Origin of the sequence: Streptomyces sp. NPDC019531 (assembly GCF_044903305.1) — a bacterium.
Lineage (GTDB): Bacteria > Actinomycetota > Actinomycetes > Streptomycetales > Streptomycetaceae > Streptomyces.
Window position 1 is genome coordinate 46,174 of the sequence record NZ_JBJDQL010000037.1, and the last position, 21,433, is coordinate 67,606.

16 protein-coding genes and 3 pseudogenes are annotated in these 21,433 nt (G+C 69.2%); 9 read left to right on the top strand and 10 right to left on the bottom strand.

Annotated elements, in window-relative coordinates; translation table 11 throughout:
- The first annotated feature begins 45 nt into the window (after positions 1 to 45).
- Positions 46 to 474, top strand: a complete 429-nt coding sequence (locus ACI2L1_RS33230) for a VOC family protein (protein ID WP_404743124.1) — start codon at positions 46 to 48, stop codon at positions 472 to 474.
- 51 nt (positions 475 to 525) lie between these two features.
- On the opposite strand, the pseudogene fdhA reads toward ACI2L1_RS33230, so the two are convergent.
- The 3 genes and pseudogenes from fdhA to ACI2L1_RS33245 all read right to left on the bottom strand — a co-directional run bounded on the left by fdhA (position 526) and on the right by ACI2L1_RS33245 (position 3,364).
- Positions 526 to 1,709: pseudogene (gene fdhA / locus ACI2L1_RS33235) on the bottom strand (formaldehyde dehydrogenase, glutathione-independent).
- Between the two features lie 174 nt (positions 1,710 to 1,883).
- Complete coding sequence (locus tag ACI2L1_RS33240; protein WP_404743125.1) at positions 1,884 to 2,438, bottom strand: methylated-DNA--[protein]-cysteine S-methyltransferase; 555 nt, start codon at positions 2,436 to 2,438, stop codon at positions 1,884 to 1,886.
- Between the two features lie 56 nt (positions 2,439 to 2,494).
- Positions 2,495 to 3,364: a glycerophosphodiester phosphodiesterase gene (locus ACI2L1_RS33245; protein WP_404743126.1), complete on the bottom strand. Its 870-nt coding sequence runs from the start codon at positions 3,362 to 3,364 to the stop codon at positions 2,495 to 2,497.
- Between the two features lie 278 nt (positions 3,365 to 3,642).
- Here ACI2L1_RS33245 and ACI2L1_RS33250 point away from each other — a divergent pair, with 278 nt between their 5' ends.
- The 6 genes and pseudogenes from ACI2L1_RS33250 to ACI2L1_RS33275 all read left to right on the top strand — a co-directional run.
- A complete protein-coding gene (locus ACI2L1_RS33250; RefSeq protein WP_404743127.1) occupies positions 3,643 to 4,512 on the top strand; it encodes an MHYT domain-containing protein in 870 nt (289 codons plus the stop codon).
- 73 nt (positions 4,513 to 4,585) lie between these two features.
- Positions 4,586 to 6,721, top strand: a complete 2,136-nt coding sequence (gene uvrB / locus ACI2L1_RS33255; protein WP_404743128.1) for an excinuclease ABC subunit UvrB — start codon at positions 4,586 to 4,588, stop codon at positions 6,719 to 6,721.
- 132 nt (positions 6,722 to 6,853) lie between these two features.
- Positions 6,854 to 7,432, top strand: coding sequence for a TerD family protein (locus tag ACI2L1_RS33260; RefSeq protein WP_404743129.1), 579 nt, complete (start codon positions 6,854 to 6,856; stop codon positions 7,430 to 7,432).
- A gap of 52 nt (positions 7,433 to 7,484) precedes the next feature.
- Complete coding sequence (locus ACI2L1_RS33265; RefSeq protein ID WP_404743130.1) at positions 7,485 to 9,719, top strand: TerD family protein; 2,235 nt, start codon at positions 7,485 to 7,487, stop codon at positions 9,717 to 9,719.
- Between the two features lie 226 nt (positions 9,720 to 9,945).
- Positions 9,946 to 10,947 carry a TerC family protein gene (locus ACI2L1_RS33270; RefSeq protein WP_404743131.1) on the top strand — a complete coding sequence of 334 codons (1,002 nt, stop codon included), beginning with the start codon at positions 9,946 to 9,948 and terminating at the stop codon, positions 10,945 to 10,947.
- 123 nt (positions 10,948 to 11,070) lie between these two features.
- Positions 11,071 to 11,602 (top strand): annotated as a pseudogene (locus ACI2L1_RS33275) (ionic transporter y4hA); the annotation flags it as partial.
- On the opposite strand, the gene ACI2L1_RS33280 reads toward ACI2L1_RS33275, so the two are convergent.
- Together ACI2L1_RS33280 and ACI2L1_RS33285 are read right to left on the bottom strand one after the other, a co-directional pair.
- Positions 11,592 to 12,902 (bottom strand): MFS transporter, encoded by a 1,311-nt coding sequence (locus tag ACI2L1_RS33280; protein WP_404743132.1) that lies wholly within the window; start codon positions 12,900 to 12,902, stop codon positions 11,592 to 11,594. The pseudogene ACI2L1_RS33275 and the gene ACI2L1_RS33280 sit on opposite strands and share 11 nt — an antisense overlap.
- A 62-nt stretch (positions 12,903 to 12,964) precedes the next feature.
- Positions 12,965 to 13,120 (bottom strand): annotated as a pseudogene (locus ACI2L1_RS33285) (LD-carboxypeptidase); the annotation flags it as partial.
- A gap of 145 nt (positions 13,121 to 13,265) precedes the next feature.
- Between ACI2L1_RS33285 and aroQ the strand changes: the two are divergent.
- Positions 13,266 to 13,739, top strand: coding sequence for a type II 3-dehydroquinate dehydratase (gene aroQ / locus ACI2L1_RS33290; protein ID WP_404743133.1), 474 nt, complete (start codon positions 13,266 to 13,268; stop codon positions 13,737 to 13,739).
- A 58-nt stretch (positions 13,740 to 13,797) separates the two neighbouring features.
- On the opposite strand, the gene ACI2L1_RS33295 is transcribed toward aroQ, so the two are convergent.
- The 5 genes from ACI2L1_RS33295 to ACI2L1_RS33315 all read right to left on the bottom strand — a co-directional run bounded on the left by ACI2L1_RS33295 (position 13,798) and on the right by ACI2L1_RS33315 (position 17,998).
- A complete protein-coding gene (locus tag ACI2L1_RS33295) occupies positions 13,798 to 14,550 on the bottom strand; it encodes an amino acid ABC transporter ATP-binding protein (RefSeq protein WP_404743134.1) in 753 nt (250 codons plus the stop codon).
- Complete coding sequence (locus tag ACI2L1_RS33300; RefSeq protein WP_404743135.1) at positions 14,547 to 15,437, bottom strand: amino acid ABC transporter permease; 891 nt, start codon at positions 15,435 to 15,437, stop codon at positions 14,547 to 14,549. Before ACI2L1_RS33300 ends, ACI2L1_RS33295 begins: the two co-directional genes overlap by 4 nt.
- Positions 15,434 to 16,318 (bottom strand): ABC transporter substrate-binding protein, encoded by an 885-nt coding sequence (locus ACI2L1_RS33305; protein ID WP_404743136.1) that lies wholly within the window; start codon positions 16,316 to 16,318, stop codon positions 15,434 to 15,436. The genes ACI2L1_RS33300 and ACI2L1_RS33305 overlap by 4 nt, the downstream gene beginning before the upstream one ends.
- Positions 16,319 to 16,644: 326 nt before the next feature.
- On the bottom strand, positions 16,645 to 17,301 hold the full coding sequence (locus ACI2L1_RS33310; RefSeq protein WP_404743137.1) for an MBL fold metallo-hydrolase: 657 nt from the start codon (positions 17,299 to 17,301) through the stop codon (positions 16,645 to 16,647).
- Positions 17,302 to 17,311: 10 nt separating this feature from the next.
- The gene (locus ACI2L1_RS33315) at positions 17,312 to 17,998 is read right to left on the bottom strand and encodes a maleylpyruvate isomerase family mycothiol-dependent enzyme (protein ID WP_404743138.1); all 687 of its coding nucleotides are present in this window, start codon (positions 17,996 to 17,998) and stop codon (positions 17,312 to 17,314) included.
- Positions 17,999 to 18,227: 229 nt separating this feature from the next.
- Between ACI2L1_RS33315 and uvrA the strand changes: the two genes are divergently transcribed.
- Positions 18,228 to 21,245, top strand: coding sequence for an excinuclease ABC subunit UvrA (gene uvrA, locus ACI2L1_RS33320; RefSeq protein WP_404743139.1), 3,018 nt, complete (start codon positions 18,228 to 18,230; stop codon positions 21,243 to 21,245).
- Positions 21,246 to 21,433: the final 188 nt, after the last annotated feature.

A 21,433-nucleotide genomic window follows, 5' to 3' on the forward strand; every position in this document is an offset into this window, starting at 1 on the left:
GTCAAACCCTTGCGGGCTGTGGAGGAGGACACCAGCCTGAGGTGCATGACGGACAACTCGACACGTCTCGACCATGTCGTCCTCTGGGTGCACGACCCGGTGGCGTCGGCCGATTTCTACGAGAAGACGCTGGGCATGGAACCCCTGAGGATCACCGACTTCGCCGCGGGAGCGGCGCCCTTCCCCTCCGTACGGCTCAACGACGAGACCATCTTCGACCTCATGCCGCTCGCCGTGGCGGAGCGCATGGACATGGTCCCCGGCGCCGCACAGAGCGCGGGACACCCCGTCAATCATGTCTGCCTGGCCCTGCCGGCAGACGATTTCGAGACACTCCGCGCCCGCTTGGAGGAACGCTCGGTGCCGGTCTCGGACATCTCTCACGACTCCTTCGGAGCCCGCGGGATGGCGCGGCGCAGCTTCTACTTCCGCGACCCCGACGGGAACGTCTTCGAAGCGCGTCACTACGACTGACGGACACGGGGCCACGTGCACGCACGCGTGGCCCCGCTCTCCCGGAGGGGGTCAGACCGGACGCACGCCGCTGAGCGCGCCGTGCGGGTCGAGCACGTACTTGCGGCCGGCGCCCTGGTCGAACTCGGCGTAGCCGCGCGGTGCGTCCTCCAGTCCGATGACCGTCGCGTTGACCGCCTTGGCGATGTGCACACGTCCGTGCAGGATCGCCATCATCAGGCTCCTGTTGTACTGCATCACCGGGCACTGCCCGGTCGTGAAGCGGTGGCTCTTGGCCCAGCCGAGCCCGAGCCGCACCTTCAGCGTCCCGCTCTTCGCGTCCTCGTCGACCCCACCGGGGTCATCGGTGACGTACAGGCCGGGTACACCCAGCGCACCGCCCGCGCGTGTGATGCCCATCAGTGAGTTCAGGACGGTTGCCGGCGCCTCCGGGGCGTCCTTGCCGTGGGCCCGTGCCTCAAAACCCACCGCGTCGACCGCGGCGTCCACCTCGGGCTCCCCGAGGATCTGCGCGATCTGCTCCTGCACGCTGCCCTGCGACACGTCGACGGTCTCGCAGCCGAAGCTCCGCGCCTGGGCGAGCCGCTCGGCGTTGAGGTCCCCGACGATGACCACGGCGGCACCGAGGAGCTGCGCCGACGCGGCCGCCGCCAGACCCACCGGCCCCGCCCCGGCGACGTACACGGTTGAACCGACGCCCGCGCCCGAACTCACCACGCCGTGGAAACCCGTCGGGAAGATGTCCGACAGCATGGTCAGATCGAGCAGCTTCTCGCGGGCCTCGTCCCGGTCCGGGAACCTCAACAGGTTGAAGTCGGCGTACGGGACCATGGCGAACTCGGCCTGACCGCCGACCAGCCGCCCATGTCGACATAACCGTAGGCCGCGCCCGGGCGGGACCCGTTGACGTTGAGGCAGATTCCGGTCCTGCGCTCCTTGCAGTTGCGACACCGCCCGCAGGCGATGTTGAACGGTACTGAGACGATGTCGCCGACCTCGATGAACTCGACGTCCGGTCCCCGTTCGACGACCTCCCCGGTGATCTCGTGTCCGAGAACCAACCCCTCGGGCGCGGTCGTCCGCCCGCGCACCATGTGCTGGTCGCTTCCGCAGATGTTGGTGGCGAGGACCTTCAGGATGACCCCATGCCGGCACTTCCTGCCGACCGCCTCGGGAGACACCCCCGGCCCGTCCTGGAGCTCAAGCGTCGGGTGGTCGACGGTCCTGACCTCCACCGCGCCTGGCTTGAGATACGCGACTGCCCTGTTTTCCGCTCATGTCTGATCGCCATCCCTTCGGCTCCGAGCCCTCGGATGCCAGTGGCTGTGCGCAGGGCGGAGTCTGCTACCGCGTCGGCCCTCCGGCCAGCCGTCGCGCGCGGGCCCTTCACAAAGGGATGCCGGTAGGCGTCAGAACAGCGGCTCGGGCAGCACGCCCTCCAGCGCGAGCAGCTTTCGCTTGGTCTCCAGACCGCCCCCGAACCCGCCGATGCCACCGTCACTCTCGACGACCCGGTGGCAGGGCACGACGATCGGCAGCGGATTGGAGCCCATGGCCACCCCCACGGCCTGGGCGGCGCCCGGCTGGCCGACCCGCCCGGCCAGATCGCCGTACCCGACGACCTGGCCGTACGCCACACCGGACGCCAGCTCGCGCAGGACCTGTCGGTTGAAGCCCGAGATCAGCGACCAGTCCAGGGGCAGCTCGAAGGCGTGCCGCTCGCCCGCGAAGTAGGCCTTGACCTGGCGTATCACCTCGGCCAGCAGCGGGGAACCGGGCGCTTCGACGGGCTCGGTTCCCAGCCGGGACGCGAGCCGCTCCAGCGCCTTGTCGCGGACCGGCTCGGTGGCGTGGAAGACCACGTTGACCAGACCCTCGTCGGTCGCGGCCAGCAGCAGCGGGCCGATGTCCGTGCCGACGACGGCCCACACGACCCGCTGCTCGTCCTGCCCATGGTTGTTCATGCGACCCACGGTACGGGCCACCACTGACACACCCGGTGACCTGCGAAAACAGCCCGCTACTCGCGCAGTGCGTCCCGCACGACGTCGGGCTTGTTGGTGATGATGCCGTCCACGCCGTACCCGGCGACCCGTCGCGCGGCGTCCGCGGTGTTGACCGTCCATACGGAGACCTGCATCGGTTTGCCGTGCGGGCCCGTGAAGGACTGGACCGCAGAGACGTACCCCGTGGAGACGGAGGTGTACGACGGGTTGATCTGGTCGGCGAAGACCGCGTACGAGGGCAGGTCCGCCACGGCCGGCGTCCCGAGGAAGCCGGTCTTCACACCGGGCTTCAGGTCGTGGACGGTCCGCAGGCTCGCCGAGCTGAAGCTCTGCACGATCAGCCGGCTCCGGTGCCGACCGTCCAGCCATCCCTCGTTGCCGAGGAGCTTGAGGGTTTCCTGCTCGATCCCCGGGTACAGCTCCGGATTCTTGAGTTCGAGGAGCAGCTTCTGACGGTGAAGATCGACGCGGTGCACGTACTGCTTGAGCGTCGGCACGCGCGCGCCCGCGTAGGTGGCGCCGAACCAGCTGCCCGCGTCCAGGCGGGCGATCTCGGCGGCGGTGAAGTCCTTCACCTTCCAGGGCGCCCGGCCGGGGAAGACCGTCTCGACGTCGGTGGTGCGCTGCAGGCTGTCGTCGTGGAGGACGACGAGCTTGCCGTCCCTGGTGCGCTGGACGTCGTTCTCAACCCAGACGGCGCCGAGCGCGGCGGCCTTGTCGACGGCGGCCAGGGTGTTCTCGGGGGCGTGGGCGGAGGCGCCCCGGTGGGCGATGATCGCGGGTGGCGTGCCGTCCTCGACGGCCCGGCCGTCGGTTGCGGGAAGCAGAAGGGCGGCGGTGCCCAGGAACGCGGTGGTCAGGGCGGTCGCAGCGCGCGCGTGCATACGTACTCCTCGCTTCGAGCAATCACGTACAGCACAACTGTGACAGCACCGGGTCAGCGGCAATGGGGTACAGAATGGCCACATCCTGAATGGGCCTCTCCCGAGTCCGCTCACTGGTGCCGCACAAGTGGGGCAAGGGCGTGTTTCTTTGCCGGAAAATCGTTCGACCATTCCGGTGGGAGTCATACTCTCTGCCTCAACCCCGACCGCCCGGGCGGTATGGGAAGGGGCACATTTCAGGGAATTCCAGGACGCAAGAGGGCGGAAGGTAACCGCGCATGCAAGGCACGGTCGACGGATTCAGCTACGGACTCGTCACACCGCTGGTGGCTTACTTCATGGCCTGCCTCGGCGGGGCCCTCGGCCTGCGTTGCACCACCAGATCCATGCTGGTCAGCCGGTCCTGGCGACCCGGCTGGCTGGCACTCGGCTCGGCGGCGATCGGCTCCGGCATATGGACCATGCACTTCATCGCGATGATGGGGTTCAAGGTCGAGCAGGCGCCGATCCACTACGACAGGGCCATCACCTTCGCGAGCCTGGGCGTCGCCATCGTCATGGTGGGCATCGGCGTCTTCATCGTCGGATACCGGGGAGCGACCGGAACGGCCCTGACGACCGGCGGTGCCATCACCGGCCTCGGCATCGCTTCGATGCACTACCTGGGCATGGCGGGCATGCGCCTGAACGGGCAGCTGGAGTACAACACCGTCACCGTCGCCATCTCCGTGGTCATAGCCGTCGTCGCCGCCACCGCGGCTCTGTGGGCCGCCGGGCAGGTCAGGGGATTCCTGTGGAGCGTGGGCGCGAGCCTCGTCATGGGGCTCGCCGTCACGGGCATGCATTACACCGGTATGGCCGCCCTCAGCGTCCATCTGCACGGCACGTCCGCCCCCGTCGCCGGTGACTCGGCCGCCTCCCTGCTGGCGCCCATGATGATCGGCCCGCTCGCCTTCCTGCTGCTCGCCGGTGTCGTAGTGATGTTCGATCCGCTGATGGTCATGGGTAAGCCGGTGTGGTCACCCGCCGAGAACAAGCCCGGCGTCCCGGCACGCGAACTCGTCCCCCACCCCGCCGCCCGCCGCCCCTCGCTCCTGCCCCGCCGCAACCTGGCCCACCGCGACTCCCGCACCCCGCAGAACCGCTGACCCACCGGCTCCGGCGGTGCCCGGAACCGCTGATCCGGCCGCGTTGTCAGTGGGGGGTCGTACGGTGGACTCCATGCGGCCCGTTTCCCACATCGAACGTACGGTGGCGCCCTTCGAGGTCGTCAGCCCCTACCAGCCCAGCGGCGACCAGCCGGCGGCCATCGCCGACCTGGCCAAGCGCATCGAGGCAGGTGAGAGGGACGTCGTCCTGCTCGGCGCGACCGGCACCGGAAAGTCCGCCACCACGGCGTGGATGATCGAGAAACTCCAGCGCCCCACCCTCGTGATGGCCCCGAACAAGACGCTGGCCGCCCAGCTGGCGAACGAGTTCCGCGAACTGTTGCCGAACAACGCGGTCGAATACTTCGTCTCGTACTACGACTACTACCAGCCCGAGGCGTACGTCCCCCAGTCGGACACCTACATCGAGAAGGACTCCTCGATCAACGAGGAGGTCGAGCGGTTGCGCCACTCCGCGACCAACTCGCTCCTCACCCGCAGGGACGTCGTCGTGGTCGCCTCCGTCTCCTGCATCTACGGCCTCGGTACTCCCCAGGAGTACGTGGACCGCATGGTCCCCCTCAGGGTCGGCGACGAACTCGACCGCGACCAACTGCTGCGCCGCTTCGTCGACATCCAGTACACGCGCAACGACCTGGCCTTCACCCGCGGCACCTTCCGGGTGCGCGGCGACACCATCGAGATCTTCCCGGTCTACGAGGAGCTCGCCGTCCGCATCGAGATGTTCGGCGACGAGATCGAGGCCCTGTCCACGCTGCACCCGCTCACCGGCGAGATCATCAGCGACGACGAGCAGCTGTACGTCTTCCCGGCCTCTCACTACGTCGCGGGCCCCGAGCGCATGGAGCGGGCCGTCAACGACATCGAGAAGGAGCTGGGGGAGCGCCTGGCCGAGCTGGAGAAGCAGGGCAAGCTCCTGGAGGCCCAGCGGCTGCGCATGCGCACGACGTACGACCTGGAGATGCTCCGCCAGATCGGCTCCTGCTCGGGCGTCGAGAACTACTCGATGCACTTCGACGGCCGCGAGCCCGGCTCACCGCCGAACACCCTTCTCGACTACTTCCCGGACGACTTCCTCCTCGTCATCGACGAGTCACATGTGACCGTGCCCCAGATCGGCGCCATGTACGAGGGCGACGCCTCCCGCAAGCGCACTCTCGTCGACCACGGCTTCCGCCTCCCCTCGGCCCTGGACAACCGCCCCCTCAAGTGGGAGGAGTTCACGGAGCGCATCGGCCAGACCGTCTATCTGTCGGCGACCCCCGGCAAGTACGAGCTCTCGCGCGGTGACGGCGTCGTCGAGCAGATCATCCGCCCAACAGGCCTGGTCGACCCGGAGGTCGTCGTCAAGCCCACCGAGGGCCAGATCGACGACCTGGTGCACGAGATCCGCACCCGCACCGACAAGGACGAGCGCGTCCTGGTCACCACGCTCACCAAGAAGATGGCCGAGGACCTCACCGACTACTTCCTGGAACTCGGCATCCAGGTCCGCTATCTGCACAGCGATGTCGACACCTTGCGCCGCGTCGAGCTGCTGCGCGAGCTGCGCTCCGGCGAGTTCGACGTCCTGGTCGGCATCAACCTGCTGCGAGAGGGCCTCGACCTGCCCGAGGTGTCCCTGGTGGCCATCCTCGACGCCGACAAGGAGGGCTTCCTGCGCTCCGGCACCTCGCTGATCCAGACCATCGGCCGCGCGGCGCGCAATGTCTCCGGCCAGGTCCACATGTACGCCGACAAGATCACCCCGGCGATGGAGAAGGCCATCGACGAGACCAACCGCCGCCGGGAGAAGCAGGTCGCGTACAACGAGGAGCGGGGTCTCGACCCCCAGCCGCTCCGCAAGAAGATCAACGACATCGTCGCGCAGATCGCCCGTGAGGACGTGGACACCGAGCAGCTGCTCGGCTCCGGCTACCGCAAGGGCAAGGACGGCAAGGGAGCCAAGGCCCCCGTACCCGCCCTCGGCGGCAAGGCGGCGGGCACCAAGGCCGCCAAGGGCAAGGCCAAGGAGACGGTCCCGACCGACCGGCCGGCGGCCGAACTCACCGAGCAGATCGAGGAGATGACGGCACGCATGCGTGCCGCCGCCGCCGACCTCCAGTTCGAGATCGCGGCCCGGCTGCGCGACGAGGTCTCCGAGATGAAGAAGGAGCTCCGGCAGATGAAGGAAGCGGGCCTGGCCTGACCCCATCGCGCCGTGTTGCAAGACCGACACAAAGTGCGCTCCGGGGTGCGTCACCGTCAGCAGCCCTGCGTAGGGTTCTGGACAACCGCGGGCGCCGCGGCAACAGGGGACACAGCGAGAGGGGTTCGGCGCGTGACCGTCAACATGACCAAGGGTCAGGCCATCAGCCTGCAGAAGAACGACGGAGCCAGCCTGACCGCGGTGCGCATGGGGCTCGGCTGGCAGGCGGCTCCCCGGCGTGGCCTGTTCGGTTCGCGCACGCGGGAGGTCGACCTCGACGCCTCCGCCGTCCTGTTCGCCGACAAGCAGCCCGTCGACGTCGTCTTCTTCCGCCACTTGGTGAGCGACGACGGCTCGGTCACGCACACCGGTGACAACCTCGTCGGCGGCGTCGGCCAGGGCGGGGACGACGAGGCGATCCTCGTCGACCTGGCCCGCGTCCCGGTCCACGTCGACCAGATCATCTTCACCGTGAACTCCTTCACGGGCCAGACCTTCCAGGAGGTGGAGAACGCGTTCTGCCGACTGGTCGACGAGACCAACGGCCAGGAGCTGGCCCGCTACACCCTCGCCGGCGGCGGCTCCTACACCGCCCAGATCATGGCGAAGGTGCACCGGACGGGCCCGGGCTGGACGATGACCGCCCTAGGCACCCCGGCCAACGGCCGGACCTTCCAGGACCTGATGCCGGCGATCCTGCCGCACCTGTAACGGCGCCGCCGAGCGGCATCCGACCGACACCACGACACAGGGGGAGAAGGCGATGACGGCCGAGCTGGTGCGGGGGCAGAACCACCCGCTCTCCCAGGCCCGTCTCGAGATCCGGATCGCGTCCGGCACACCGATCGTGGCCGGAGCCACGCTCGGCGACGAGCACGGCACGGTGCACGGCGTCGAGTGGGTCGTCCACCCGGGCGCACCCACTCTGCCGGGGCTGGAGGTCTCCCGGCAGGCGGCCGCCGACCACCGGCTCGCGGTTGATCTCGACGCCGTGCCCGAGGCCGTCCACCGTGTCCATGTGCTGCTCGCCCTGCCCGCGGCGGGCGGCCCCGTGCACTTCGGCGCCGTCGCCGCCCCGTTCGTCGCCGTCACGGGCCTGGACGGTACCGAGCTCGCCAGCTACACCATCACCGGTCTGGACGCCGAGTCGGCGGTCGTCGCACTGGAGCTCTACCGCCGCCAGGGCGCCTGGAAAGTGCGCGCCGTGGGACAGGGCTACGCGGGCGGCCTCGCCGAACTCCTCACCGACCAGGGCCTTCCCCAGGCCCACCAGCTCGCGAGCACCATCCACGAGGCGGTGGCCCAGGGACTGGCCCGCTCGGTCCCGGCACTTCCCGTCCGCACGGCCGACGGCGGCCGCCCTTGGCAGACGACCACGCCGACCCTCGGCGCGGACCAGGGTTCCGCCACGACCCAGGGCGCCCCCGGAGCCGTACCGCCGCAGCCCCTGTCGCCGTATGGCACACAGCCCCCCGGCACCCCGCCGCAGCCGATGCCCCCGACCTCCGGCCCAGAGCAACCTGTCGCTCCCCATGGCGCGCAGGGCACACCGGCGGCCGACGCAGGCCAGCCTGGGTATGCCCAGGGTCCCGGGACGGCGGACTCGGCTGCCGAGCCGACGGCGTCCACGGTCGGTGGCCTGACCTCCGGCCCACAGCAACCCGTCCCTCCCCCCGGCGCGCAGGTCACCCCGGCGGCCGACGCGGCGCAGTCGGGGTACGCCCAGGGTGCCGGGACGGTGGACTCCGCTGCCGAGTCGGCCGCGCCCACGGTCGGTGGCCCGATCGACTACAGCCATCCCCGTCGGCAGAACGCCGCCCCACCGTCGCCTCCGCCCACCGCGTCCCCCGCCCAGCCGGGGCAGCCCGCGCGGCCCGTCGCCGGGGACGCGACCGGCTGGTCCATGGACGAGCGGTTGTACAACCAGGTGTGGGGCATGTTCGAGGACCTGGCCCGCTCCACGGCGGCGTACCGCAGCGCCGTCGACTTCGCCGACTCGCGCATGGAGAAGGAACTCGACGCGGCCCTCGCCGACCCGCGCAACCGGGTCGGCGTACAGGGCGACGCCGCGCGGGAGGCGGCCCGCGTCAAGCACGCCCAGCTCGTCGAACAGGCCCGCGCGGTCTACGACCGGGATCTCGGCCAGCTCATGGCCGAGTCCGAGGTGGTAGAGCCCGCGCTGCCGCCGGCGTACGCCCGCTGGGACAATCCCGTCTGGCACGGCTACCGCGTGCCGTTCGAGGTGCCCATGGCCGTGCGGCTGGGCGACGTGCACCTGCCGGAGTGTGCCGAGCTGCGCATCCCGATGCTGGTCAGGCTGCCGTTGGAACGCGGACTGTGGATCGACGGCGGAGCCGCCGGGTCGCTCGACGGCTCGTTCCTCGACTCCCATGAACTGCGCGGTCTCGCCATGGACACGGCCGTCGCGCTCGCGGCCCGGCTCCTCGCCGTTCACCCGGCCGGTGACTTCACCCTGCATGTCATCGACCCGGCCGGCTCGGGGGCGCAGGCCCTCGCCCCGCTGGCGCGGACCGGTGTGCTCGCCGCCTCGCCCGCCGCAGGCGCCGCCGGTGTGGCGGACGTCCTGGCCCGGCTCACCCAGCGCGTCGACCTGGTGCAGATGGCGGTGCGGGGCGGCGCGGCCGACTCCCTCCCGCCCGGCGTCGACACCTCCGAGCAGCTCCTGATCGTCAACGACTTCCCGCACGGTTTCGACGACCGGGCCGTCACCCAGCTGCGTTACCTCGCAGACGAGGGACCGTCCGTCGGCGTCCACCTGATGATGGTCGCCGACCGTGAGGAGGCCTCCGCCTACGGCCCCCTCCTCGACCCCCTCTGGCGCTCGCTCATGCGGCTGACACCGGTGCCCGAGGACCACCTCGCCGACCCCTGGGTGGGGCACGCCTGGACGTACGAGCCGACGCTCGTCCCGCCCGGCAGCCAGGTGCTCCAACAGGTCCTGGAGCAGGTCGCGGCGGCGCGCACCAAGTATTCGTAAAGAGCTTCCACCAGGTATTTTGACCTTTCTTTTGCCAATCGCTTTACCTTTACTTGGTGATTGAGGTACGGTTGGCGGCACGGAGGGGAGTACTCCCTGTCGACTGCGGCGTACCCGTCAATACGGATCAGGCCTGATCCCGGGGCGTCGGCCCACCGTGGGTGGAAGAGACCTCCGGCAGCGCGACGACGCTGGTTGCTTGCCGTTACGTATTGCCGGAGGAACTGTGGATGTTTCCCTGACCCTGTGGGTCCTTACGATCGCGGGCCTCGCCGCCCTCATCGCGGTCGACTTCTTCATCGGCCGCAAGCCGCACGACGTGTCGATCAAGGAAGCCGGAATCTGGACGGTCGTCTGGATTGCCCTGGCCGGTCTCTTCGGGCTCGGCCTGATGATCTTCGGCGGCGGTGAACCCGCAGGTGAGTTCTTCGCGGGCTTCATCACGGAGAAGTCCCTGAGCGTGGACAACCTCTTCGTCTTCGTCCTGATCATGGCGAAGTTCGCGGTGCCCTCGCAGTACCAGCAGCGGGTGCTCCTCGTCGGGGTCCTCATAGCCCTGGTGCTGCGCGCGATCTTCATCGCCGCCGGCGCCGCGATCATCGCCAGCTTCGCCTGGGTGTTCTACATCTTCGGCGCCTTCCTGATCTGGACCGCCTGGAAGCTCATCCAGGAGGCCCGGGCCGACGCGGAGGACGAGGAGTTCGAGGAGAACAAGCTCCTCAAGGCCGCAGAGCGCAGGTTCGGTGTCGCCGACCGCTACCACGGCACCAAGCTGTGGATCGAGCAGAACGGCAAGCGGGTCATGACCCCGATGCTGGTCGTGATGCTCGCCATCGGCTCCACCGATGTGCTCTTCGCGCTCGACTCGATCCCCGCGATCTTCGGCCTGACCCAGGACCCGTACATCGTCTTCACGGCCAACGCGTTCGCCCTGATGGGCCTGAGGCAGCTGTACTTCCTCATCGGCGGCCTGCTGAGGAAACTGGTCCACCTCAGCTACGGCCTGTCGACCATCCTCGGCTTCATCGGCGTGAAGCTGGTGCTGCACGCCCTGCACGAGTCCGGGGTCCACGTCCCCGAGATCAGCATCCCGGTCTCGCTCGGCGTGATCTGCTCGGTCCTGATCGTCACCACGATCACCAGCCTGATGGCCTCCAGGAAGCAGGCGGCGGCCGAGGCGGCGCAGACGGAGAGCGAAGGCGCTCCGAAGGACAGCATCGAGGCCTGACCACGGCCGACGTAGGAAGAACCACCACCGGAAGCGGTGCGCGGCGAATCGCCGGGCACCGCTCTCAGTGCTTCGTTGGGTGTGCGCAGCGTTCCCGCCCTGGGAGCGCACAGCCGGGTGGAGCGGCACCGCGACTACTTCCTCCCGATCACCCGCCAGGGTGAGGTGATCGCCGCTGACGACCACGCCGACGTGCCCACCGCCCACACCGCGCTGAACAGCATCGGCCTGCTGGGCCTGGCCCTGATCGGGGTGGTCGGCCTGGCCAAGGGTGTCTCGCCGACGATCGAGTCCGGGGTGGCCAAAGCCGGTCTTCCTCATGCCGTCGTCGGCGTGATCATCGCCCTGCTGGTGCTGCTCCCCGAGACCATCGCGGCCCTGCTCCGCCCGCCGCGACCGCGTCCAGACCAGCCTCAACCTGGCTCTCGGCTCGGTCATGGCCAGCATCGGCCTGACCATCCCCGCGGTCGCCCTGGCCTCGGTCTGGCTCTCCGGACCGCTGGGCCTCGGCCTCGGCGCCACACATATGGTGCTACTGGCCCTGACGGTGGTGGTCAGCTCCCTGACCGTGGTGCCGGGCCGGGCCACACCGCTCCAGGGCGGCGTCCATCTGGTGCTGTTCGCCGCATACCTGGAGTTGGCGATCAATCCATAGCCGGCTCCGCCACTGCCGCTGCCGTGGGCACCGGCCGGGTCTCCGGCAGCAGTGCGAAACACCCCAGGCTGAGCAGCGCGATCCCGGTCAGATACGCGCCCACACCCCAGGGCACCCGGCCGCCGTGTTCCACCAGCGCCGTCGCCACGATGGGCGTGAGCGCGCCCCCGATCACCCCGCCGAGGTTGTAGCCGACCGCGGCCCCCGTGCAGCGCACCCGTGGCTCGTACAGTTCCGGCAGATACGCGGCGATCACCGCGAACATCGTGATGAACGCGATCATCGCGCCCAGGAATCCGAGGAACATCAGCAGCGGCTCCCCGGTCGCGAGCAGTGCCACCATCGGGAACATCCACAGCGCGGCCGTCGCGCACCCGGCCAGACACAATGGCCGCCGCCCGTACCGGTCCCCGAGCAGCGCCGCCACCGGCGTGAGCGAGCCCTTCACCAGCACCGCAGCCATGATGCAGGTCAGCATGACGGTGCGGCTCACCCCAAGCCGCTCCGTCCCATAGGCGAGGGACCAGGTCGTCACGGCGTAGAAGATCGCGTACCCCACGGCGAGCGCCCCGGACGTCAGCAGAACGAGCCGCCAATGGTCGCGTGCCACCTCGACGAGCGGCACGCGCGCGTGGTCGTCGATCTCCAGGAAGCCGGGGCTCTCCGGGAGCGAGGAGCGCAGCCACAGCCCTACCACCGCAAGGACTCCGGCCGCCCAGAACGGCACTCGCCAGCCCCATGCGGCGAACTGCGCCTCGGACAGCGCGGCCGACAGCGCCAGCACCACACCGTTGGCGAGCAGAAAGCCCAGCGCGGGCCCCACCTGCGGGAAGCTCGTCCACAGTCCACGCCGTTCGGCAGGCGCGTGCTCCGCGGTCAGCAGCACGGCCCCGCCCCACTCCCCGCCGAGACCCAGACCCTGCAGAAAGCGCAGGATCAGAAGCAGCACCGGCGCGGCCACACCGATCGTGTCGTACGTCGGCACACAGCCGACCGCTACCGTGGCGCCGCCGGTCAGCAGCAGCGAGACCACGAGCACCGGTTGCCGCCCGCGCCGGTCCCCGATGTGTCCGAACAGCACCGACCCGAGCGGCCGCGCGACGAAACCCACGCCGAACGTCCCGAAGGCGGCCAGCGTCCCCGCCATCGGCGAGAAGGTCGGAAAGAACAGCGGCCCCAGAACCAGCGCCGCAGCCGTCCCGTAGACGAAGAAGTCGTAGAACTCGATGGCCGTCCCGGCGAGCGAGGCGGCGGCGAGCCGTGGCATGGAGGGCGCCCTTACGGTGCGTACGTCGTGCATGCTGCGTCAACTACCCACAGTAATCGGGAGTTACGGGGGCGCACGGTGGTGATGCCCCAGCGTCAATAGGTGACCGTGATGCGCCGGGCGGGCCCGTCGACACGGACCGTGCCGCCGTACGGGATCACGAGCTGTGGATCGGTGTGGCCGAAGTCCACGTCGAAGACGATCGGGGTGGTGGGCGCATACATGCGCATGGCGCGCAGGACCGCCTCGCGCAGACGACGGCTATGCGGTCGCCGGGTACGGGCTTGGGCGGGTACGCGATCGTCGGCATGCCGGGAGGGTACGGGCCGCACCGCGCGCGACGCACCGTGATAAACCGGGGGCTGAGCAGCCCGCCTTCACCGGACCGGAGGAACCGTGCCCCGCACCCTGGCCAACGCCCCGATCATGATCCTCAACGGCCCCAACCTGAACCTGCTGGGGCAGCGTCAGCCGGAGATCTACGGCAAGGACACGCTGGCCGACGTCGAGGCACTGTGCGCCAAGACCGCGGCCGCGCACGGCGGCACGGTGGACTTCCGGCAGTCCAACCACGAGGGCGAACTGGTCGACTGGATCCACGAGGCGCGGCTGGGCCACTGCGGGATCGTCATCAACCCCGGTGCCTACTCGCACACGTCGGTCGCGATTCTGGACGCGCTCAACGCCTGCGACGGGCTGCCCGTCATCGAGGTGCACATCTCCAACATCCACAAGCGCGAGTCCTTCCGGCACCACTCCTACGTGTCGCTGCGTGCGGACGGGGTCATCGCCGGTTGTGGTGTGCAGGGGTACGTGTTCGGGGTGGAGCGGGTCGCGGCGCTGGCGGGGCCGGCCCAGGCCGAGGCATGAGGATGTAAAGGCCGCTCGCAATAGCGGGCGCCTATTACAACCGAGCACCGAGCAGCTGTTACAGCCGTCCCGCCTCCACGATCCGCCGCAGGAAACGCTGCGTGCGCTCCTGCTGCGGGTTGCCGAAGATCTGCTCGGCTGCCCCGCGCTCCAGCACCACGCCGCCGTCCAGGAAACAGACCTGGTCGGCGACCTCCCGTGCGAAGCCCATCTCGTGCGTGGCGAGCACCATGGTCATGCCGTCGCCCTTCAGATCGCGCACGACGTTCAGCACCTCGCCCACCAGTTCCGGGTCGAGGGCCGCGGTGATCTCGTCGAGCAGCAGCAGCCGGGGGCGTACGGCGAGGGCCCGCACGATCGCCACACGCTGCTGCTGACCGCCGCTCAGCCGGTCCGGGTATTCGCCCGCTTTCCCGCCGAGCCCCAGCCGCTCCAGGAGCTCACGGGCGTGCTCCTCGGCCTGCGCGCGAGCCACGCCGTGCACCCGGCGCGGGGCCAGCGTGATGTTCTCCAGGACCGTCATGTGCGGAAAGAGGTTGTACGCCTGGAAGACCACGCCGATACGGCGCCGTACCGCGTCCTGGTCGACACGCGGATCGGTGATCTCCTCGTCGTCCAGCCAGATGGCGCCGTCGTCGATCTCCTCCAGGAGGTTGGCGCAGCGCAGCAGTGTCGACTTGCCCGAGCCGGAGGCCCCGATCAGCGCGGTCACCGTGTGCGGGGCGACCTCCAGGTCGACGTCCCGCAGCACGATGGAGCCGCCGAAGGTCTTGCGGACCGACTCCATCCGCAGCACCGGTGCGTCGCTCATGTGGTTCCTCCCTGGGCCCGCTGACGGTCCATCCGTGCCGTCACCCAGTCCGTGAAGCGGGTCATCGGGATGGTCAGCGCCACGAACACCAGGCCCGCGACGATGTACGGCGTGTAGTTGAGGCTCCGGCCGACGATGATGTCAGCGGCCCGTACGGCGTCGATGGCACCGCCGATCGACACCAGACCGGTGTCCTTCTGCAGGGACACCAGGTCGTTCAGCAGCGGCGGCACCTGGCGGCGCACGGCCTGCGGCAGGACGACGTGGCGCAGCGCCTGCCGGTTGGACAGGCCCAAGGATCGGGCCGCGGCGCGCTGCGAAGGGTGCACGGACTCGATGCCGGCGCGGAACACCTCGGCCACGTATGCCGAATACGTCAGCGTGAGCGCCGTACCACCCAGCAGCACCGGGTCGACCGTCACGCCCTGGAGCCGCAGCGCTGGAACACCCAGCACGACGATCATGAGGTTAATGATGAGCGGAAGGCCTCGGAAGAAGTCCGTGTAGGCGGCGGCCAGGACCCGCAGCGGGTAGAAGACCGGCCCGCGCAGTGTGCGCGCGATGGCGATCAGCATGCCGAGCACCAGCACGGCGACACCGCAGATCAGCAGCAACCGGACGTTCAGCCACAGCCCTTCGAGGACCTTCGGGAACGCCTCGCGCGCGTACTGCCCGTTGAAGAACGTCTCCTTGGTGCGCGGCCAGCCGGGCGCGTTGACGACGACCAGGTAGAGGACGACTGCGGTGACCAGGGTGGAGACCGCGGCGATCGCCGTCGCGCGGCGGGCGCGGGTGCGCTTGAGACGCTCCCGCTCGATCCGCCGCTGTGACGGTCTGTACGAGTCGCCGGTGTCTTCCTGGCCGGACTCGTCCTTCGTGAGCGTCACTTGAGCACCGGGGCGTCGACGGCGTCCGACAGCCACTGCTGTTCGAGCTTGGCGAGCGTGCCGTCCTTGCGCAGGACGTCCACGGCGGCCGTCACACAGGAGGTGAGCGCGCTGCCCTTGTCGAGCACGAGCCCGAACTGCTCGGGCGTACCGCCCTGGTTCTCGAACTGTCCGACGATGGTGCCGTCCGTCACCTCGGCCGCCGTGATGTAGAAGGCGGTCGGCAGGTCGACGACGATGGCGTCCACCTGTCCGTTCTGCAGCGCGGACTTGGCCTGGTCGTTCTTGGCGTACGCGGCGGCCTCCTTCGTCGGCTTCACCACGTCCTCGATGTAGTCGAGGCTGGTCGTGCCGACCTGGGCGCCCAGCTTGAGGCCCTTCAGGTCCGCGATGCTCGTCGCTTTCGCGGCCTTGGAACGCTTGAGTGCGATGACGGCCTGGCGCACGTCGTAGTAGCCGGACGAGAAGTCCACGGCCTTCTTGCGCTCGGCGCTGATCGACACCTGGTTGATGTCGAAGTCGAAGGTCTTCTCCCCGGGCGCGAAGGCCTTGTTGAAGGGGACGCTCTGCCAGACGACGGCGCTCTCGTCGTAGCCGAGCTGCTTCGCGACGGCGTACGCGACGGCCGACTCGAAGCCCTTGCCGTTGGCGGGCTTGTCGTCCTTGAACCACGGCTCGTACGCGGGCTCGTCGGTGGCGATGGTGAGTTTGCCGGAGGTCTTGGTGCTCAACTTGCCCTTGGCGCAGGTGGTGGCGGTCGACCCCGAGGCCTTGGCATTCGCGTCGTCATCCGGCTGCGGAGCACAGCCGACGGCGGTGGCGAGCAGGGCTATGGAGGCCGCGGCGACGGCGCGGCGCAGTGCGCGAGGGGCAAGGTGCATGGCGGGAGAGTGGCAGTCCACTGTCCCGTTTGTCGAGGTCACAACAGCAATTGTCCGCATATTGGGAATGGGTGTTGCATTCCTGTGAACGCTTTCCGGACAGGTATGCCTGGGCCGCCGGCCGAGGGCGGGGATCGAAAGACCGGCGGCCCGTACCGCGCAGGAGCCGTCATCCTGTGCGGGGCTGCCTCCAGTTGACTGCGCAACCACCTGCGCCGGGAGCGCGTGTGTGGCACCGGCGTGTGCGAAGGCTTCACACGGGGCGCGTGCGCCGGAGCGGTATCACCGGCGCACGCCGGACCGAACTCGGTTGTGCCCGAAGGTGGTTACCACCCTCGCGCGTGCCACTCCGGCAGCTGCGGACGCTCCGCGCCCAGCGTCGTGTCATTGCCGTGTCCCGGATACACCCAGGTCTCGTCCGGCAGCGCGCCGAAGATCTTCGTCTCGACGTCGTGGATCAGACTGGCGAACGCCTTCGGATCCTTACGGGTGTTGCCCACGCCGCCGGGGAAGAGACAGTCCCCGGTGAACACATGGGGGTGCCCGTGCGGGTCGTCGTAGACGAGGGCGATCGAGCCCGGAGTGTGTCCGACCAGGTGGCGCGCGGTCAGCTCCACGCGCCCCACCCGGATGACGTCGCCGTCGTCGACCAGGACGTCGGTGGGCACGGGGATGCCCTCGGCGTCGTCCCGGCCGGCGTACGTACGCGCGTGCGTGGCCGTGACGACCTCGGCGAGCGCCTGCCAGTGGTCGCCGTGCTGATGCGTGGTGACCACGGACGCGATGCCGTCGGCACCGATCATGCCCAGCAGGGTGTCCGCGTCGTTGGCGGCGTCGATCAGCAGCTGCTCGTCGGTGGCCCGGCAGCGCAGCAGATAGGCGTTGTTGTCCATCGGGCCGACCGCGATCTTGGTGATCATCAGGTCCTTGAGCTCGTGCACGTCGGCGGGCCCGCCGACCGTCACCTGTCCGCTGTACGTCATGACGCTCAGCCTATAGCGGGGGCAGCGACGGCAGAGTGCCTCCGTGCACCGTCAGCGCGGAGCCGTCACGGCGGCCGGCGAGCCAGCCGAGCAGGTCGGCCCGGGGGCCGGTGACGACGAGCACGGGCTCTCCGTCGCCGCCCGTCGGGATCTTGCGACCGTCGCCCTCCTCGATCAGGAGGGCGGGCACGTCGGGATGGTCCCGGAACCGCTCAGCCAGGAAGTCGATCTCGCGCTGCGTGAACTCCTCCGGAAGGTCCTCCAGGTCGTACCCGATCCCGAGGTCCACGTGATGCAGCTCCACCTCGACCCACCGCCGGAACGGCACCCGGGACGCCGAGTCGGTGACCCCGTTGCGCAGCTCGACGGTGCGCGACCAGTCCGCCGGTGCGGCCCCCTCCTCCTGGAAGCGGGCCGCGCTGTCGCGGAGGTCGGAGAGCTGGACGTCGAGGGGGCGCGGGGCGTCACGCTCGATGTCGGCGTCGCGCGCGTTCCCGGAGGGATACATGGGCTGCCCGCGCAGAACGTTCACGAGGGCGTCGGCGTTGCGGGAGAGGTGCGCGAGGACATGTCCGCGGCTCCAGCCCGGCAGCCGTGACGACTCCGTCACGGCCGCGTTGTCCATCGTGGCGGCTGCGCTCAGCAGCCGCTCGGTCGCACCACGTACAGACTCCAGGTCATGAGCGTGATCAATCATGGTGCTGACCCTAGCCCCGCCACACCTTTGGGTGAAGGTGGTGAAGCAGTGCCGTAAATCGAAAGCACGTGCTATATGGTCGGGTGCGGCGTCGGGCATGCTGGATGGCCGGGGATTGTTATGCCTCCGGGGAATCCGACCGGCGTTGTCAGTGGCTCCCCCTAGTCTGAGAAAGCACGGGGGCCCCGCCCCTGTCACTCCTCTCAAGCCAAGAAAGGTGCGGACCGGCGTGGCCGACCGTCTCATCGTCCGTGGCGCGCGCGAGCACAACCTGAAGAACGTCTCGCTCGACCTGCCTCGCGACTCGCTCATCGTCTTCACGGGCCTGTCCGGGTCGGGCAAGTCCTCCCTGGCCTTCGACACCATCTTCGCCGAGGGCCAGCGGCGCTACGTGGAGTCGCTCTCCTCGTACGCCCGCCAGTTCCTCGGGCAGATGGACAAGCCGGACGTCGACTTCATCGAGGGCCTCTCGCCCGCGGTCTCCATCGACCAGAAGTCGACCTCGCGCAACCCGCGCTCGACGGTCGGCACCATCACCGAGGTCTACGACTATCTGCGCCTGCTCTTCGCGCGCATCGGCAAGCCGCACTGCCCCGAGTGCCACCGCCCGATCTCGCGCCAGTCGCCGCAGGCCATCGTCGACCGGGTCCTGGAGCTGCCGGAGGGGAGCCGCTTCCAGGTGCTCTCGCCGCTGGTGCGGGAGCGCAAGGGAGAGTTCGTCGATCTCTTCGCCGATCTCCAGACCAAGGGCTACTCACGCGCGCGGGTGGACGGCGAGACCGTCCAGCTCTCCAACCCGCCCACGCTGAAGAAGCAGGAGAAGCACACCATCGAGGTGGTCATCGACCGCCTCACGGTGAAGGACTCCGCCAAGCGCCGTCTCACCGACTCCGTGGAGACCGCCCTCGGTCTGTCCGGCGGCATGGTCGTGCTCGACTTCGTCGACCTCCCCGAGGACGACCCCGAGCGCGAGCGCATGTTCTCGGAGCACCTGTACTGCCCGTACGACGACCTGTCCTTCGAGGAGCTGGAGCCCCGCTCCTTCTCCTTCAACTCGCCCTTCGGCGCCTGCCCCGAGTGCACCGGTATCGGCACGCGCATGGAGGTCGACCCGGAGCTGATCGTCCCGGACGAGGACAAGTCCCTCGACGAGGGCGCCATCCACCCCTGGTCGCACGGCCACACCAAGGACTACTTCGGCCGCCTGATCGGCGCTCTGGCGGACGCGCTCGGCTTCCGGACGGACATCCCCTTCGCGGGACTGCCGCAGCGCGCCAAGAAGGCCCTGCTGCACGGCCACAAGACGCAGATCGAGGTCCGCTACCGGAACAGGTACGGACGCGAGCGCGTCTACACGACCCCCTTCGAGGGGGCCGTCCCGTTCGTGAAGCGCCGGCACAGCGAGTCCGAGAGCGATGCCAGCCGCGAGCGCTTCGAGGGCTATATGCGCGAAGTGCCCTGTCCCACCTGTGAGGGCACCCGTCTGAAGCCGCTCGTCCTCGCGGTCACCGTCATGGGCAAGTCCATCGCCGAGGTCTCCGGGATGTCCATCAGCGACTGCGCGGACTTCCTGGCCGAGCTGAAGCTCAGCGCCCGCGACAAGAAGATCGCCGAGCGCGTGCTGAAGGAGGTCAACGAACGGCTGCGCTTCCTGGTCGACGTAGGCCTGGACTACCTCTCGCTGAACCGCGCGTCCGGCACCCTCTCCGGTGGTGAGGCCCAGCGCATCCGCCTGGCCACCCAGATCGGTTCCGGTCTCGTCGGTGTCCTGTACGTCCTCGACGAACCCTCCATCGGCCTGCACCAGCGCGACAACCACCGGCTGATCGAGACCCTGGTCCGGCTGCGCGACATGGGCAACACGCTGATCGTCGTCGAGCACGACGAGGACACCATCAAGGTCGCCGACTGGGTCGTCGACATCGGCCCCGGCGCCGGTGAGCACGGCGGCAAGGTCGTGCACAGCGGCTCCCTCAAGGAGCTGCTCGTCAACGACGAGTCGCAGACCGGGCAGTACCTCTCGGGCAAGAAGGCCATCCCGCTGCCCGACATCCGGCGCCCGCTCGACCCGTCCCGGCAGCTCACCGTGCACGGCGCCCGCGAGAACAACCTGCAGGACATCGACGTGTCCTTCCCGCTGGGTGTGTTCACCGCGGTCACCGGTGTCTCAGGCTCCGGCAAGTCGACCCTGGTCAACGACATCCTGTACACCCACCTGGCGCGCGAACTCAACGGCGCGAGGAGTGTCCCGGGCCGGCACACGCGTGTGGACGGCGACGACCTCGTCGACAAGGTCGTGCACGTCGACCAGTCGCCCATCGGCCGCACCCCGCGATCGAACCCGGCGACATACACCGGCGTCTTCGACCACGTCCGCAAGCTGTTCGCCGAGACCACCGAGGCGAAGGTCCGCGGCTACATGCCGGGTCGCTTCTCCTTCAACGTCAAGGGCGGCCGCTGCGAGAACTGCGCGGGCGACGGCACCATCAAGATCGAGATGAACTTCCTCCCGGACGTCTACGTCCCGTGCGAGGTCTGCCATGGAGCCCGCTACAACCGGGAGACCCTGGAGGTCCACTACAAGGGCAAGTCCATCGCCGACGTCCTGAACATGCCGATCGAGGAGGCCACGGAGTTCTTCGAGGCTGTCCCCGCGATCGCCCGCCACCTCAACACCCTCAAGGACGTCGGCCTCGGCTACGTCCGTCTCGGCCAGGCCGCGACCACCCTGTCCGGTGGTGAGGCCCAGCGCGTGAAGCTCGCCAGCGAGCTCCAGAAGCGGTCCACCGGCCGTACGGTCTACGTCCTGGACGAGCCGACCACCGGTCTGCACTTCGAGGACATCAGCAAGCTGCTGAAGGTCCTGTCGGGCCTGGTCGACAAGGGCAACACCGTCATCGTCATCGAGCACAACCTCGATGTGATCAAGACGGCCGACTGGGTCGTCGACATGGGTCCCGAGGGCGGCGCCGGCGGCGGTCTCGTCGTCGCCGAGGGCACCCCGGAGGAGGTCGCGGGGATCCCGGCCAGCCACACCGGCAAGTTCCTCAGGGAGATCCTCGGCGCCGACCGGATCAGCGACGGAACCTCGGTGAAGGCCCCGCGCAAGGCACCGGCCAGGAAGACGGCCGCGGCGAAGAAGACGGTCGCCGCCAAGACGACGGCGAAGAAGACGGCGACGGCCAGGACAACGACAGCCAAGAAGGCCACGCCCGCGAAGAAGTCGACCCGGGCTCGCAAGGCCTAAGGCACTCGGACGGCGGGACCGGACCCATCCGGCAAGAGCACGAGACGAGTGGTGGCCCCCCGGGACACCCCCCCGGGGCCCCCACCGTGCACGAGCCCCGCGCCCGGCGCGCGGGTGTAATCGGGCGCCCCCCACTCGCGGGCGGACGGCGGACGACCCAAAAGGTTGAACCACATAGGTCGCGGAAG

Bases quoted from the DNA above. Each gene is read 5' to 3' on its own strand.
- ACI2L1_RS33230 (WP_404743124.1), top strand. From the start codon at position 46: ATGACGGACAACTCGACACGTCTCGACCATGTCGTCCTCTGGGTGCAC.
- ACI2L1_RS33240 (WP_404743125.1), bottom strand. From the start codon at position 2,438: ATGAACAACCATGGGCAGGACGAGCAGCGGGTCGTGTGGGCCGTCGTC.
- ACI2L1_RS33245 (WP_404743126.1), bottom strand. From the start codon at position 3,364: ATGCACGCGCGCGCTGCGACCGCCCTGACCACCGCGTTCCTGGGCACC.
- ACI2L1_RS33250 (WP_404743127.1), top strand. From the start codon at position 3,643: ATGCAAGGCACGGTCGACGGATTCAGCTACGGACTCGTCACACCGCTG.
- uvrB (WP_404743128.1), top strand. From the start codon at position 4,586: ATGCGGCCCGTTTCCCACATCGAACGTACGGTGGCGCCCTTCGAGGTC.
- ACI2L1_RS33265 (WP_404743130.1), top strand. From the start codon at position 7,485: ATGACGGCCGAGCTGGTGCGGGGGCAGAACCACCCGCTCTCCCAGGCC.
- ACI2L1_RS33280 (WP_404743132.1), bottom strand. From the start codon at position 12,902: ATGCACGACGTACGCACCGTAAGGGCGCCCTCCATGCCACGGCTCGCC.
- ACI2L1_RS33295 (WP_404743134.1), bottom strand. From the start codon at position 14,550: ATGAGCGACGCACCGGTGCTGCGGATGGAGTCGGTCCGCAAGACCTTC.
- ACI2L1_RS33305 (WP_404743136.1), bottom strand. From the start codon at position 16,318: ATGCACCTTGCCCCTCGCGCACTGCGCCGCGCCGTCGCCGCGGCCTCC.
- ACI2L1_RS33310 (WP_404743137.1), bottom strand. From the start codon at position 17,301: ATGACGTACAGCGGACAGGTGACGGTCGGCGGGCCCGCCGACGTGCAC.
- ACI2L1_RS33315 (WP_404743138.1), bottom strand. From the start codon at position 17,998: ATGATTGATCACGCTCATGACCTGGAGTCTGTACGTGGTGCGACCGAG.